The sequence below is a fragment of the Pseudoduganella sp. LjRoot289 genome (genome assembly GCF_964252925.1).
GTDB lineage: Bacteria > Pseudomonadota > Gammaproteobacteria > Burkholderiales > Burkholderiaceae_D > Rugamonas.
Window position 1 is genome coordinate 4,941,003 of sequence record NZ_CAXUPN020000001.1, and the last position, 13,327, is coordinate 4,954,329.

The 13,327-nt window shown below is 67.7% G+C and carries 12 protein-coding genes; 2 read left to right on the forward strand and 10 right to left on the reverse strand.

Going from position 1 to position 13,327, the window contains the following annotated elements; genetic code table 11:
- Nucleotides 1-16 precede the first annotated feature (16 nt).
- The gene (locus ACSQ8Y_RS21115; protein WP_436268387.1) at nt 17-1,051 is read right to left on the reverse strand and encodes an HD-GYP domain-containing protein; all 1,035 of its coding nucleotides are present in this window, start codon (nt 1,049-1,051) and stop codon (nt 17-19) included.
- A 56-nt stretch (nt 1,052-1,107) separates the two neighbouring features.
- Nucleotides 1,108-1,647, reverse strand: a complete 540-nt coding sequence (msrA, locus tag ACSQ8Y_RS21120) for a peptide-methionine (S)-S-oxide reductase MsrA (protein WP_436268388.1) — start codon at nt 1,645-1,647, stop codon at nt 1,108-1,110.
- Between the two features lie 122 nt (nt 1,648-1,769).
- Between msrA and ACSQ8Y_RS21125 the strand changes: the two genes are divergently transcribed.
- Together ACSQ8Y_RS21125 and ACSQ8Y_RS21130 are read left to right on the forward strand one after the other, a co-directional pair.
- Nucleotides 1,770-2,273 (forward strand): flavin reductase family protein, encoded by a 504-nt coding sequence (locus tag ACSQ8Y_RS21125; protein WP_436268389.1) that lies wholly within the window; start codon nt 1,770-1,772, stop codon nt 2,271-2,273.
- 102 nt (nt 2,274-2,375) lie between these two features.
- Nucleotides 2,376-3,560, forward strand: a complete 1,185-nt coding sequence (locus ACSQ8Y_RS21130; protein ID WP_436268390.1) for an acyl-CoA dehydrogenase — start codon at nt 2,376-2,378, stop codon at nt 3,558-3,560.
- Nucleotides 3,561-3,764: 204 nt separating this feature from the next.
- Here the strand turns inward: ACSQ8Y_RS21130 and ACSQ8Y_RS21135 are convergent, their stop codons facing one another.
- The 8 genes from ACSQ8Y_RS21135 to ACSQ8Y_RS21170 all read right to left on the reverse strand — a co-directional run bounded on the left by ACSQ8Y_RS21135 (nt 3,765) and on the right by ACSQ8Y_RS21170 (nt 13,258).
- Nucleotides 3,765-4,445, reverse strand: coding sequence for an OmpW/AlkL family protein (locus tag ACSQ8Y_RS21135; RefSeq protein WP_436268391.1), 681 nt, complete (start codon nt 4,443-4,445; stop codon nt 3,765-3,767).
- A gap of 32 nt (nt 4,446-4,477) precedes the next feature.
- A complete protein-coding gene (locus tag ACSQ8Y_RS21140; RefSeq protein ID WP_436268392.1) occupies nt 4,478-5,845 on the reverse strand; it encodes an SGNH/GDSL hydrolase family protein in 1,368 nt (455 codons plus the stop codon).
- 169 nt (nt 5,846-6,014) lie between these two features.
- Entirely contained in the window at nt 6,015-7,499 is a 1,485-nt protein-coding gene (locus ACSQ8Y_RS21145) for an alpha/beta hydrolase (protein ID WP_436268393.1), read from the reverse strand.
- Nucleotides 7,500-7,585: 86 nt separating this feature from the next.
- On the reverse strand, nt 7,586-9,337 hold the full coding sequence (locus ACSQ8Y_RS21150) for an alpha/beta hydrolase family protein (RefSeq protein WP_436268394.1): 1,752 nt from the start codon (nt 9,335-9,337) through the stop codon (nt 7,586-7,588).
- Nucleotides 9,338-9,390: 53 nt separating this feature from the next.
- Complete coding sequence (locus ACSQ8Y_RS21155) at nt 9,391-10,602, reverse strand: L-threonylcarbamoyladenylate synthase (protein ID WP_436268395.1); 1,212 nt, start codon at nt 10,600-10,602, stop codon at nt 9,391-9,393.
- A complete protein-coding gene (locus ACSQ8Y_RS21160) occupies nt 10,599-11,831 on the reverse strand; it encodes a 5-(carboxyamino)imidazole ribonucleotide synthase (RefSeq protein WP_436268396.1) in 1,233 nt (410 codons plus the stop codon). Before ACSQ8Y_RS21160 ends, ACSQ8Y_RS21155 begins: the two co-directional genes overlap by 4 nt.
- 3 nt (nt 11,832-11,834) lie before the next feature.
- Complete coding sequence (gene purE / locus ACSQ8Y_RS21165; RefSeq protein WP_436269881.1) at nt 11,835-12,365, reverse strand: 5-(carboxyamino)imidazole ribonucleotide mutase; 531 nt, start codon at nt 12,363-12,365, stop codon at nt 11,835-11,837.
- Nucleotides 12,365-13,258: a phosphoribosylaminoimidazolesuccinocarboxamide synthase gene (locus ACSQ8Y_RS21170; RefSeq protein WP_436268397.1), complete on the reverse strand. Its 894-nt coding sequence runs from the start codon at nt 13,256-13,258 to the stop codon at nt 12,365-12,367. The genes purE and ACSQ8Y_RS21170 overlap by 1 nt, the downstream gene beginning before the upstream one ends.
- Nucleotides 13,259-13,327: the final 69 nt, after the last annotated feature.

The window sequence follows — 13,327 nt, forward strand, 5'->3', positions numbered from 1 at the left end:
GCGGCGCCGTCCGGCCTCAGGCCGGCTGGCCCTCGTCGCGGTAGCGCGCGCGGATGGCCTGCACTTCGCCCCAGCGCGCCAGCAGCGCGTTCACGCAGCGGGCGTCGAAATGGCTGTCGCGGTGATCGAGCAGGAACTGGCGCGCGTCCTCCATGCTCCAGGCTTGCTTGTAGGGGCGCACGCTGGTGAGCGCATCGAACACGTCGGCCACGGCGACGATGCGCCCCACCAGCGGGATGTCCTCGCCGGCGTGGCCGTTCGGATAGCCGGCGCCGTCCCAGCGCTCGTGGTGGCTCAGCGCGATTTCCGCCGCCAGCTGCAGCATGCGCGCCTGGCTGCCCTTCAGGATGTCGTAGCCCATGCGCGCGTGCTGGCGCATGACGGCCATCTCCTCGTCGTTCAGGCGGCCCGGCTTGAGCAGGATGTGGTCCGGCGTGCCGACCTTGCCCACGTCGTGCATGGGCGCGGCGTTCAGGATGTCTTCCTGCTCCTGCTCGGACAAGCCCATTTCGGCCGCGATCAGGCGCGAGTACTGCGCCATGCGCTGGATGTGGGCGCCGGTCTCGGGGTCGCGGTACTCGGAGGCGCGCGCCAGCAGCATGATGGTTTCCTGCTCACGCGCGCGCAGTTCGGCGGTGGCCTTGCGCACCTCGGCGCGCAGGCCGACGGTGGCGCGCCGCAGCTGCAGCATATTGCGCGTGCGGGCCAGGAATTCGACCTTGTCGATGGGTTTGATGAGGAAGTCGCTGGCGCCGTTCTCCAGCGCGCGGTGGCGCACGTCAAGGTCGGTGCTGGCGGTGACCATCAGCACCGGCGGACGCTCGCGCGGGTCCGACAGCGAACCGGCGTGCAGCGCGGCGATCAGTTCCAGGCCGTTCATGCCCGGCATCATGAAATCGATGATCAGCAAATCCCAGGGATGGCTGTTGCACCAGTCCAGCGCCGGCTGCGCGGACTGGAAGGTGACCGTCTCCACGCCGTCGAGCTTGCCGATCAGGCGCGACATCAGCACCAGGTTGATGTGGGTATCGTCGACTATCACTACCTTCATGGGCCGCCACGCTCTGTTTGTTATGGGCCGGTCTCCGGGCTGCGGCCATGGGCCAGCTATTTCAGGCGATTACTGTACGTCTTGCGGAACTTGCTCACTTTCGGCGCCACCACGAAGGCGCAATAGCCTTGCAGCGGATGCTGTTCAAAATATTGCTGATGATAGTCCTCGGCCTTGTAGTACGGCTGCGCCGGCGACAGCTCGGTGACGATGGGCGCGTCCCACACGGCCGCCATTTCGGCGATCACCTGGCGCGCGGTCGCTTCCTGCTCGGGCGACTGGTAATAGATCACGGAACGGTACTGGGTGCCGACGTCGTTGCCCTGGCGGTTCAGGGTGGTCGGGTCGTGGATGGTGAAGAAAATCTCGAGCAGGTCGCGGTAGCTGATGATGGCGGGATCGAATTCCAGGCGCACCACTTCGGCGTGGCCGGTGTCGCCGGCGCAGACTTGCTCGTAGGTGGGATGGGGCTGCTGGCCGCCGGTGTAGCCGGACTCCACGCTGGTCACGCCGCGCACTTCCCGGTACACCGCCTCGGTGCACCAGAAACAGCCGCCGCCGAACACGGCCACTTCGCTTGCCGCATTTGTAGTCATACCGCCCCCTGCGCAGAGATTGCATCCATGGTGGCTACTGTAACGCAAAGCCGAGGCGCATGCACCAGCAAATGCTGTGCGGTGTCATTCTTTGGCATAATGTCGGAAAACACAGGTTCAACATGAATATTAGCTCCCCCCGCGCCGATACGCGTGAATTCGACACCCTGCATTTCCGGCAGGCGCTGTCCCAGTTCGCCACCGGCGTCACCGTCATCACCACCCGCCTCGGCGACGGCACGTTCCGCGGGCTGACCGCCAGCTCCTTCAATTCCGTCTCGCTCGACCCGCCGCTGGTGCTGTGGAGCCTGGGGAACGCGGCCAACAGCCTGCCCATCTTCAGCGGCAACTCGCACTACGTGATCAACGTGCTCAACGCCGACCAGGCCCACCTGGCCAAGCTGTTCTCCAGCCGCGGCGAAGACCCGTGGGGCAGCGTCGAATACGAGCTCTCGCGCACCGGCCAGCCCATCCTCAAGGGCGCGGCCGCGTGGTTCGAATGCCACAACCGCAGCCGCTACCCGGAGGGCGACCACGTCATCTTCGTCGGCGAGGTGGAGCATTGCGAATCGGCGCCGCAAGCGCCGCTGGTATTCCACGGCGGGACTTTCCGGCGCCTGGGCTGAAAAACGCAAATTGGTGTCGCCAATCGGAAAGCCGGGCGCGGGCCGGCGTTCTAGAATGCCGGGATATCCCTCCCTATCACCACACGAGACCAGGACCACACAATGAGCCACTCCCGCGCGCAATTCCACTGGGACGATCCCCTGTTGCTAAACGACCAGCTGAGCAGCGAAGAGCGCATGGTGCGCGATGCCGCCGCAGCCTACTGCCAGGACAAGCTGGCGCCGCGCATCCTGGAAGCCTTCCGCCACGAGCGCATGGACACCAGCATCTTCCGTGAAATGGGCGAACTGGGCCTGCTGGGCCCGACCCTCCCCGAGCAGTACGGCGGCCCCGGCCTGAACTACGTCAGCTACGGCCTGATAGCGCGCGAAGTCGAGCGCGTGGACTCGGGCTACCGCTCGATGATGAGCGTGCAGTCGTCGCTGGTGATGGTGCCCATCTTCGAATTCGGCACCGAGGAACAAAAACAGAAATACCTGCCGAAGCTGGCCAGCGGCGAATGGATAGGCTGCTTCGGCCTGACCGAGCCGAACCACGGATCCGACCCCGGCTCGATGATCACCCGCGCCAAGAAGGTCCCGGGCGGCTATGCGCTGTCCGGCGCCAAGATGTGGATCACCAATTCGCCGGTGGCGGACGTGTTCGTGGTCTGGGCCAAGGACGACGAAGGCGCGATCCGCGGCTTCGTGCTGGAAAAAGGCATGGCCGGCCTGTCCGCGCCCGCCATCCACGGCAAGTTCGGCCTGCGCGCCTCGGTCACCGGCGAGATCGTGATGGACAATGTGTTCTGCCCGGAAGAAAACGCCTTCCCGGACGTGCGCGGCCTGAAAGGCCCGTTCACCTGTCTGAATTCGGCGCGCTACGGCATCGCCTGGGGCGCGCTGGGCGCGGCCGAGGACTGCTGGCACACCGCGCGGCGCTACACCATGGACCGCACCCAGTTCGGCCGTCCGCTGGCGGCCAACCAGCTGGTGCAAAAGAAGCTGGCCGACATGCAGACCGAGATCACGCTGGCCCTGCAAGGCTGTTTGCAGCTGGGCCGCATGAAGGACGCCGGCACCGCCGCCGTCGAGATCACGTCCATGATGAAGCGCAACTCCTGCGGCAAGTCGCTCGACATCGCCCGCGTCGCGCGCGACATGCTGGGCGGCAACGGCATCTCCGACGAATTCGGCGTAATCCGCCACATGGTCAATCTGGAGGTCGTCAACACCTACGAAGGCACGCACGACATCCACGCGCTGATCCTCGGCCGCGCCCAGACCGGCATCCAGGCCTTCCAGTAAGTGCCCACCGGAAAGCGGAAAAGGGGCCAGGGTCAAATTGTAAAAAGGGCCTGGCCCCTTTTCCGCGCCCGCCGTTGCTGGGGGTTGGGTTTTATGCAGTGCAGCAAGAATACGCCGGCGGGGCTGCGCTCATAGGCAAAAAAATGGGGCCAGGGTTAATTTTGATATTTAACCCAGGCCCCTTTTTCGCTTTTTTATCGGCGCTTAGAACGTGTAGACCACGCCCAGGCTGACTGCCAGCGGATCGAGCTTGGAACTCATGTACTGGCCGGTGGAGAAAGTCGCCTTGGTGCTCAGCTTGCTCTTCACGACCGACACGTCGGCCGCCCAGCGCTCGGCCAGCTTGACGCTGGCGCCGATCTGGTAGCTGGCCGCCCACTTGGACTTGAGCTTGAACGTGGTCGGCGGGCCGCCCACGTCCAGGATGGCGGTCAGGCTGCCCGATCCGGTTTCCTTGCGGAAGTAGGAATAGGTCAGGCCCAGGCCCACGTACGGACGCACGAGGGACGCCGGCTGGAAGAAGCGGTACTGCACGAAGGCCGTCGGCGGCAGCACTTGCACCGTGCCCAGCTTGCCGGTACCGGCGATCGCGCCGTCACCCACCAGCTCGTGCTCGTACGGCAAGCCCAGGTCGAGCTCGGCACTGATGTTGTCGGTCAGCATGCGGCCGATGTTGACGATGGGCTGGGTGTCCGGCAGCACGTCGGAACGGGTGTCCGGCAACACCGGGGCGCTGATATTGCCGCCCGACACCTTCGGCGTGATCTTGTTCAGGCCGGCTTTCACATACCACTGGCCCTGCGCTTGCGCGCCGGCGCCCGATGCCGCGCCCAGCGCGGCGGCCAGCGCCAGCAGTTGCAGCGCGTTCTTGCTACGATTCTTCATCTTTTCTCCTGTGGCGGTCAGATACGCGGGCATCACAGCCAGCCCTTGAGCAGCATTTGCTCAGCGACGTATTTGGCGATCAGCTGGTAATGGAACGGCGTCGGGTGCACGGTGTCGGCGAAAGCGTAGTGGCTGACGTCGCCTGCGCGCAGCGTGCTGGCGTTGCAGCTCAGCGAATTGCCCAGCGGGCTCTTGGCCAGGTCGCAGGCCGTTTCCTTCATATTGGTGTAGCCGTAGTTTTCCGGGTGCGCCGCTTCGTCCTGGCTGATGTAGTAGGCGTCCACCAGCGCCACCTTGCTTTCGCCGGCCAGGCCGCTGGCCAGCTGCGCGTTGAAGGACTTGGCCATGGCCTGGATCAGCGCACGGGTGGCGGCATCCTTGGGCAGCGCGGCCGGGGTCACCGACACGTCGGGCAGGTTGACCACCACCACGTAGTTGGCGCCGTTGGCGACGATCTGGTTTTTCACCAGCGCCACCAGCTCCGCGCCGGCCTTGCCGAGATCGGCCACCAGTTCCGGGCCGTGCGCCGCGGCGTAGTCGGTGCCGGCCTTGGTGCCGGCGGCGGTCGCGTCGGCTTGCGCCTTGAGCACCATGGGGCCGTATACGGCTTGCGAGGTGGCGGCCAGGTTGCCGGCCTGGGCGGCGGCGGTCACGCCGGCGGTCACGATGCTGGTGTCGGTATGGCCGGGACGGGCGGCTTCGGTGCCCATGGCCAGGCCGATCGACTGCACGGCCGTGGCCGGATTGGCGGTGCCCACCGCCAGCTGCGCGGCCAGGCTGGTGACGAAGACGGTGCCGCCGGCGGCGGTGCCGGCCGCGGTGGCCTTCGCAGCCAGCTCGTCCAGGCCGAACAGGATGTCATTGCTGCCGGACCACAAGAAGACGACCTCGTCGCCCTTGAACTTGCCGCCCACGGCCGCCAGGTGGTTTTTCACCTGGGTCACGGCAGGCATGGTCAGCGCGCCCAGCGCGCTGCCGGTGGCCTTGTTGCCGATGCCGACGGGATTGCTCACGCGCGAACCGCCCTGGGCGTAGCCGTAGCAGCCGGCATGCGCCTGGGTCGGCACCGCGAAGCCGGCGGCGGCCACGCCGTCCAGGCCGGTCAGGGCGGCGCAGGGAGCGGGCAGGCCCAGCTGGGCGGCGACCAGTTCGGTCCAGTTCTTGCCGGTCAACGCCGCGTTGATGCTGGTGTTGTTGCCGTTGATGTTAAAAAGGCCGCCGCCCATGGCCTTGACGCCGCCGACCGCGTAGGTGCCGACGTCGGACAGGCTGTCGCCGAAGGAAACCTGGGACGCGAACTTGACTTTGGGGGTTTGGTCGCCGGGGCGGGGATCGCCGCCGCCGCAACCGGCAATGACAATAGCCGCCATTGCTGACAGCGCGAGCTTGGTGTGACGCATGTAGTCTCCTGAATGGGAATTTATTCTGCTTTGCGAACGGACGTGCTATTCGCAACCCAGCTAATATGCCAGCCCCCGCCGGGGTTGTATAGCCCATTTTTGTAACACGAAGGATTAGTCTAAACGCCGTTCCTGGTTGTTGAAAGCCAACAACTTCTCCGCAGATGGCCTAGCGGGCCCGGAAGAAGTCGCGCGCGGCGCGCAGGCAGAACGGCGCCACGAGGCCGGCATGGTAGGCGTCGCGCACGGCGGCCTCGCCCGAGCCGCCGGTGACGGCGGCGTTGGCGCGCACCGCCGTCTTGGCGGCGAGGAAGCCCAGCTTGGGCTGGGCATAATCGTCGCCGAACAGCGACGGCGTGGAATCGACGTTGACCACGTGCAGCGTGCCACCCTTGTTCCGGGCGCGGAAGTAATCGGCTGCGGCGCTGGTGTTGTAGTACGGAACGATCGGGTCGGCGTCGCCGCCGCACAACAGCATGGGCGCGCCCGGCAGGAAGCTGCGCAAATCGTTCTTCTTCAGCCACTGGCGCAGCGTGTGCTGCGGCGCGCAAGCAAGCGGATCGCTGGCGCTGCTGTCGCAGGGACGGGTCTGCATGTCGGCCGTGTAGCTGTCGCGGTAGCTGGTGCGGATCAGGTTGCCGTCGTTGAAGAACTCCTTGCTGCCGGCCGCCTGCGGCAGCGAGTTCCAGGCGAACAGCGCGCTGGCCGGCAGCTTGCCGCTGCTGGCCAGTTCGCCCAGGCTGAGCGTGCCGGGCAGGATGTTGTCGATGCCGCCGGCGTAGCGTGCCTCGTAGACCTCGCCGGCGCTGCCGTACAGGCCGCCGTTGGCGCGCTGGCCGGCGTTGATCAGCATGGGCAGGAAGGCGGTGGCCCCGACGGTGGGCGCGCCGCCGAACATGCTGTCGCCGAACTTGAGCAGCGCGTACGGGCCGGACAGGGGCGCGCTGGCGGTCACGGCGAATTCGGCTGGATAGCGGGTCTGCATGGCGCGCTGGGTGGCCATGGCCACGAAGCCGCCCTGCGAATAGCCGGTGACGTAGAGCTTGGCCGAGGCGCTGGCGCCGAGCTGGCCGAAGGCGCTGCGGGCGGCGCGCAGGCCGTCCATCATGTCGGCCGATTGCTGCTCGGCGTCCAGGTAAGCGTGGTAGGCCAGCGTGGAGCCGGCATAGCCGGCGTAGTTGGGCGCGACCACGATGTAGCCCTGGGCGGCGAAGATGGCCGCGATCAGGCGCGCCTCGGTCCCGTCCAGCTTGCTCATGTCATAGGATTTCAACGGCGAGGTGCCGTGCGCGTACAGCAGCACCGGACGCGGACCGCCGCAAGCCGGGTCGGTGCCGGACGGCAGCATGACGGCGGTGCTGGCCTCGGCCGCTTCGCCTGTCGAGCCTATCGTGTTGTAGCGCAGCGTGTAGCTGCTGACGGCGCACAGCGGCGTGCTGGTGATGCCGCTCATGCCGTTCTGCGCGTTCTCCAGCAATTGTTTGAACTGCTGCGGGGAGATGGTGGCGACGCTGCCGCTATCGGACGCGACAGGAACCGACACCGGGCCGCCGATCAGCGTGCCGCGCGGCGGCGGCGGCGGCGCCACGATCACCGGGAGTGTGCTGCCGCCGGGGCTGGACGCGCCGCCGCTGCCGCCGCCGCAAGCGGCCACGGCAACTCCAAGTACCAAGCACACAACAACCTTCTGGTAAAACATCGCAACTCCGCCGATTCTGCTGTCATCGCAGAATAGCAGACTCAAGGCATTGCGGATTGGAAAAAGCTGCGCGCGGACATCAAACAGAACTGCGCCGCCAGGCGGCTGTGGTAGCGGTCCGACACCGCCTTGGCAGGATCGTTGCCTTTTTTGACAGCATCGGCCCGCATCGCGTCGCGCTCCTTGGCGAACGCTTGTTTGAACGGCAAATACGGGTCGTCCGGCAAAGGCCTGGACGTATCCTCCAGATCGACCAGCACCGGCGCGGCGCCGTGCTCCTTGAAATAGGCATGCGCGGCGGCGGCGTTGGCGAAGGGCACCACCGGGTCGTCCTGCCCGCCGCACAGCAGCAGCGGGCTGGCCGGGACGTAGGCGCGCAGGTCGTTCTTGCGCATCCATTTGCGCAGGTTGTGCTGCGGTTCGCAGGCCAGCGGTTCGGCCATGCCGCCACCTTCCGGACCGCTAGCCTGCACGCCGCAGGGGTTGGCCTGCATGTCCCGCAGATAGGCGTTGCGGTAGCTGGTGCGCACCAGGTTGCGGTCGGCGAAGAAGGCGGAGGCGTCGGCCGCTTGCGGCTGCGAATCGCGCGCGAACAGCGCGCCCTTGGGCAGCTTGCCTTTGCTGACCAGTTCGTCGAGCCTCACCTTGTTCGGCAACAGGGTTTCGATGCCGCTGGCGTAGCGCGCCTCGTACAAGTCTTCCGGCGCGGCATACAGGGCGGCACCGGCGCGCTGGCCGGAGGTGGTCAGCAGCGGCAGGTAGGAAGTGACGCCGGTGTTGGGGTGGCCGCTGAAGATGTCGTCCGCCATCTGCGCCAGCGCGTAGGGGCCGGACAGGCCCGCCGTGGCGGTGACGGTGAACTCCTCGCTGTAATGCTGCTCGATGGCGCGCTGCGTGGCCACCGCGACGAAGCCGCCCTGCGAGTAGCCGGTGAGGAAGAGCTGCGGCGCGGGTTTGACGCCCAGCACGCCATACGCGGTGCGCGCGGCGCGCAGCGCGTCCACCATGTCGCTGGCTTGCTGCTCGGCGTTCAGATAGGGGTGGTAGGGCAAGGACGAGGCGCCATAGCCGGCGTAATCGGGGGCGACGACGATGTAGCCTTGGGCGGCGAACATGGACGCGATCAGCCGCGCTTCGCCGTTCAGGCGGGCCATGCTGAAGGATTTGTCGAGCACTGTGCCGTGGGCGTACAGCAGCACGGGGCGCGGACCGCCGCAGTGCGGATCGGCGCCGGACGGCAGCATGATGACGCCGCCGGCGTCGGTGGGCTCGCCCTGCCCGCCCACGGTCTGGTAGCGCATGCTGTGGATGGCGATGCTGCAGCGCGGCTCGCCGGTGACGCCCAGCAGGCCATCGCGCCGCTTGAGCAGCGTGCGCAGCAAGGCCGGTTCCAGCTTGTCGACCACTTCGACGACGATGTCGATGGGCACCACGGTGGGGCCGGACAGCAGCGTGCCGCGCGAGCGCGGCGCAGCCGTAGCCGGGGACGGCGGCGGCGATGGGGAAACCGAATGCGGGACGGTGGCGGCGGAGGCGGTGCGCGGCGGTGCGGTTGCGGCGGACGCCGGCGGCAGCATCGGTTCGGCCGGGGCCGCGCGCGACGGAGCCGGGCTGGCGGGCACCGGCAGCATCGCTGGTCCGGCAAGCGCCGCAGGGACAAGGACGGGTGCGGCCGGCGCGGGCAGCGATACAGGCAATAACGCGGGCTCGGCGGCCTGGACCGATGGCGCGGCTGCCGCCACGAGGGCGGCGGCAGCCGTCGCGGCCAGGCCGGCATACAAGGTTCGGGTCATGGTGACCTCCTGGGCTTGTCATGCGCGCCGGACCGGGCCCGGCGTGGTTCCTATTAAGATCGCAGGAACGCCTCAACAATACCAGAAGAACCGAAGGCGGCGCGCCGCAATCTGTCGTTCACGCCCAGCCAGGCGTCGTGCTGTGGCGGCGTTTCCACCAGTATCAGCTCGGCACCGGTCTGGTCCATGGCGCGCAGCGCCGCGTACAGGCCGAAGGCGTAGCCGGCCGCATCCGGCGGCATGTGCTGGTGCGCCGCCCTGGCGCCGGCCTCCGCTTGCGGCAGCGCCGAGTAGTGGATCACGGCGGCGCGGCGGCCCTTGGCGGCCAGGCTGGCCAGCGTGTCCGGCAGCGCGGCGCCGTCGACCAGGGCCACCGGGGCTTTCGGCGCGTAATGCGATTCCAGCGTGCCCGACGCGCGCGGTGCGCTCTGGTCCGGCAGATTGGGCATGACGCCGATCACGTCGGCGATGTCCTGCGCGCCGATGTGGCCGGGACGCAGCAGCACCGGGCCGTGCGTGGCCATGCGCGACAGGTCGACGATGGTCGATTCGATGCCGACCTGGCTGGAGCCGCCGTCCAGCACGGCCAGGCGCGGGCCGGGGCCGCCGGAACCGGAAGCGCCGCCGGCGGCAGCGGCCGGACCGGAGCGCGGCGGCGCGCCGGCAGCGTCCGCCGGATCGGCCATGCGGGCCGCGATGTTCGCCGCAAAGGCGTGCGCGGCGGCTTCGGCGGTTTCGGCCTGGTCCAGCACCGCATCGCCGAACTCGTCGCGCACGTGCTGCGCCGTGGTCGGGCTGACGTTGCCGAACTTGTTGGCCGACGGCGCGGCCACGCCGCCCCTGCCGCCCTTGAAGGCCGACAGCAGCGCGATGGCGACCGGGTGCGACGGGCAGCGCATGCCGACCGTGTCCTGGCCGCCGGAGACGGCGTCCGGGATATGGCTGGCGCGCTTCAGGATTAGGGTCAGCGGGCCGGGCCAGAAGGCGGCGACCAGCTGGCGCGCCGCTTCCGGCACGTCGGTGACCCAGTAATCAAGATCGGCGCCGGGCGCCACGTGCACGATCACAGGATGATCCTGCGGCCTCCCCTTGGCGGCGTAGATGGCGGCCACCGCTTGCGGGTTCTCGGCGTCCGCACCCAGGCCGTACACGGTCTCGGTGGGGAAAGCGACCAGCGCGCCCGCTTCCAGCAAGGTCGCGGCGGCGCGGATGTCGGCCGTGCCGACCGCCGCCTGAACCTGGCTAGCCTGGACCGGATCGTTCACGGTGCGATACCCAGGATGGCGCAGGCGGCGTCCAGCTGCCGCTGCGCTTCGGCCAGGGTCGGCGCGATGAAGGTCAGGTGGCCCATCTTGCGCGCGGGGCGCGGGTCGTCCTTGCCGTACAGGTGCAAGCAGGCGCCCGGCAGCGCCAGGACCTTGTCCCAGGCCGGCTCGCGCGCTTCCGTGCTGCCGGCCTCGAACCAGGCGTCGCCCAGGATGTTGAGCATGACGGCCGGCGAATGCTGGCGCACCTCGCCCAGCGGCAAGCGCGCCATGGCGCGCACCTGCTGCGCGAACTGGCTGGTGACGCAGGCGTCCATCGTGTAATGGCCGCTGTTGTGCGGGCGCGGCGCCATTTCGTTGACGACCAGCGAGCCGTCGGCCAGCACGAAGAACTCGATGCACAGCACGCCGACATAGCCCAGCTCCGCGACGATGGCCTGGGCCGCCGCCTGCGCCGTCCTGGCGCAGTCCTCGGACACGTTCGGGCCCGGCACGGTGGTGGTGAACAGGATGCCGTCGCGGTGCACGTTCTCGGCGATCGGATAGACCACCGAGGCGCCGTCCGCGCCGCGCGCCGTCAGCACCGACACTTCATAGGCCAGCGGCAGCATTTTCTCGAGCAGGCAGCTCACCTGCCCCATCTCTTCGAAGGCCGCGCGCACGTCCTCGCGCGAGCGCACGCGCACCTGGCCCTTGCCGTCGTAGCCCATGCGCACGGTTTTCAGGATGCCCGGCAGCAGGTCGTCGCCGATCGCGTCGATATCGGCCTGCGTGGCGATCACCTTGTGCGGCGCGGGCATAACGCCCGACCTGGGCGCGCAGTCGACGAAGAAGCGCTTCTCGGCGATGCGGTCCTGCGCCACCGACACGCCGTGGGCGTTGGGCGCGACGAAGACGTGCTGCGCCAGCCGGGACAGGCTGTCGGCGGGCACGTTCTCGAATTCGGTGGTGACGGCGAAGCACTGGGCGGCCAGCACGTCGAGGCCGGGGCCGTCGCTGTAGCCGGCGTTGATCAGGCGCTGCGCCACCTGCCCAGCAGGGCATTCGTCGGCCGGCTCCAGCACGGCGACCTGGTAGCCCATGCTTTGCGCGGCCTGGGCGAACATGCGGCCCAGCTGGCCGCCCCCCATCACGCCCAGCCAGGCTTGCGGATTGGCGTTAGGCAGGAAGGGGGTCAACTGCGTTGCCGGCTGCGTGGCAGCCGGCGGTGTAGACTTGGAATGACTCATTGTTCAAACGTTAGTATCGGCAAGCGGCAAAGTCATGGCCTTGGCGGCTGCGGTTTGCGTGGCGCGGAAAGCTTCCAGCTGGTCGGCCAGGGCGGCGTCGGTGCCGGCGATGATGGCCACCGCCGTCAGCGCTGCGTTGGCGGCGCCGGCTTCGCCGATGGCGAAGGTCGACACCGGCACGCCCTTGGGCATCTGCACGATGGACAGCAGCGAATCCTCGCCGCGCAGGTACTTCGACGGCACCGGCACGCCCAGCACCGGCACGATGGTCATCGCGGCCACCATGCCAGGCAGGTGGGCCGCGCCGCCGGCGCCGGCGATGATGGCGCGCAGGCCGCGCGCGCGGGCGCTTTTCGCGTACGTGAACATCTCGTCCGGCATGCGGTGCGCGGAAATGACTTGCGCCTCGAACGGCACGCCGAACTGCTTGAGTATGTCCACGGCGTTTTTCATCACGTCCCAGTCCGAGGACGAGCCCATGATGACGCCGACGAGCGGCTTGTTTTGATCGGCCACGGGTTTGATCTCAGCCATCATGCCTTCAGCTTCTCGCCGGTCAGGCGTTCGATGGCTTCGAAGTACTTGGCCTGGGTCTTGTCGATGACGTCGGCCGGCAGCGCCGGCGCCGGTGCGGTCTTGCCCCAGGTCAGCGTTTCCAGGTAGTCGCGCACGAACTGCTTGTCGAACGACGGCGGCGACATGCCCGGCTGGTAGGAATCGGCGGGCCAGAAGCGCGACGAGTCGGCGGTCAGCACTTCGTCCATCAGGTGCATGACGCCGTTGTCGTCCAGGCCGAATTCGAACTTGGTGTCGGCGATGATGATGCCCTTGGTCGCGGCGTATTCGGAGGCGGCCTTGTACAGCGCGATGCTGACGTCGCGCATCTTGGCGGCCAGTTCGGCGCCGATGCGGCTTTCCATATCGGCAAAGCTGATGTTTTCATCATGCTCGCCCAGGTCGGCTTTCGCGGCCGGGGTGAACAGCGGCTCCGGCAGCTTTTCAGCTTGCTGCAGGCCGGCCGGCAGTTTGATGCCGCAGATGCTGCCGGTGTCCTGGTAGTCTTTCCAGCCCGAACCGATGATGTAGCCGCGCACCACCGCCTCGACCATGATGGGCTTGAGGCGCTTGGCGACCACGGCGCGGCCTTTGACCTGCTCCACTTCGTCCGCCGCCACCACCGACTCCGGCGCCACGCCGGTCAGGTGGTTGGGCACGATATGGCCCAGTTTTTCGAACCAGAAGTCGCTCATCTGGTTCAGGACCATGCCCTTGCCGGGAATCGGCTCGTTCATGACCACGTCGAACGCCGACAGGCGGTCGGTGGTGACGATCAGGATTTTGTCGTCGCCGACAGCGTAGTTGTCGCGGACTTTGCCGTGGCCGAGCAGTGGCAGGGACTTGATGGAGGATTGGTAAAGGCTGTTCATAGCGGGGGATGATGTGATAAAGCGAAACCGGCGCGCGGGTCTGCGTGCCCGCCGGTCAAGAAAGCCGGG

Bases quoted from the DNA above. Each gene is read 5' to 3' on its own strand.
- ACSQ8Y_RS21115 (WP_436268387.1), bottom strand. From the start codon at position 1,051: ATGAAGGTAGTGATAGTCGACGATACCCACATCAACCTGGTGCTGATG.
- msrA (WP_436268388.1), bottom strand. From the start codon at position 1,647: ATGACTACAAATGCGGCAAGCGAAGTGGCCGTGTTCGGCGGCGGCTGT.
- ACSQ8Y_RS21125 (WP_436268389.1), top strand. From the start codon at position 1,770: ATGAATATTAGCTCCCCCCGCGCCGATACGCGTGAATTCGACACCCTG.
- ACSQ8Y_RS21130 (WP_436268390.1), top strand. From the start codon at position 2,376: ATGAGCCACTCCCGCGCGCAATTCCACTGGGACGATCCCCTGTTGCTA.
- ACSQ8Y_RS21135 (WP_436268391.1), bottom strand. From the start codon at position 4,445: ATGAAGAATCGTAGCAAGAACGCGCTGCAACTGCTGGCGCTGGCCGCC.
- ACSQ8Y_RS21140 (WP_436268392.1), bottom strand. From the start codon at position 5,845: ATGCGTCACACCAAGCTCGCGCTGTCAGCAATGGCGGCTATTGTCATT.
- ACSQ8Y_RS21150 (WP_436268394.1), bottom strand. From the start codon at position 9,337: ATGACCCGAACCTTGTATGCCGGCCTGGCCGCGACGGCTGCCGCCGCC.
- ACSQ8Y_RS21160 (WP_436268396.1), bottom strand. From the start codon at position 11,831: ATGAGTCATTCCAAGTCTACACCGCCGGCTGCCACGCAGCCGGCAACG.
- purE (WP_436269881.1), bottom strand. From the start codon at position 12,365: ATGGCTGAGATCAAACCCGTGGCCGATCAAAACAAGCCGCTCGTCGGC.
- ACSQ8Y_RS21170 (WP_436268397.1), bottom strand. From the start codon at position 13,258: ATGAACAGCCTTTACCAATCCTCCATCAAGTCCCTGCCACTGCTCGGC.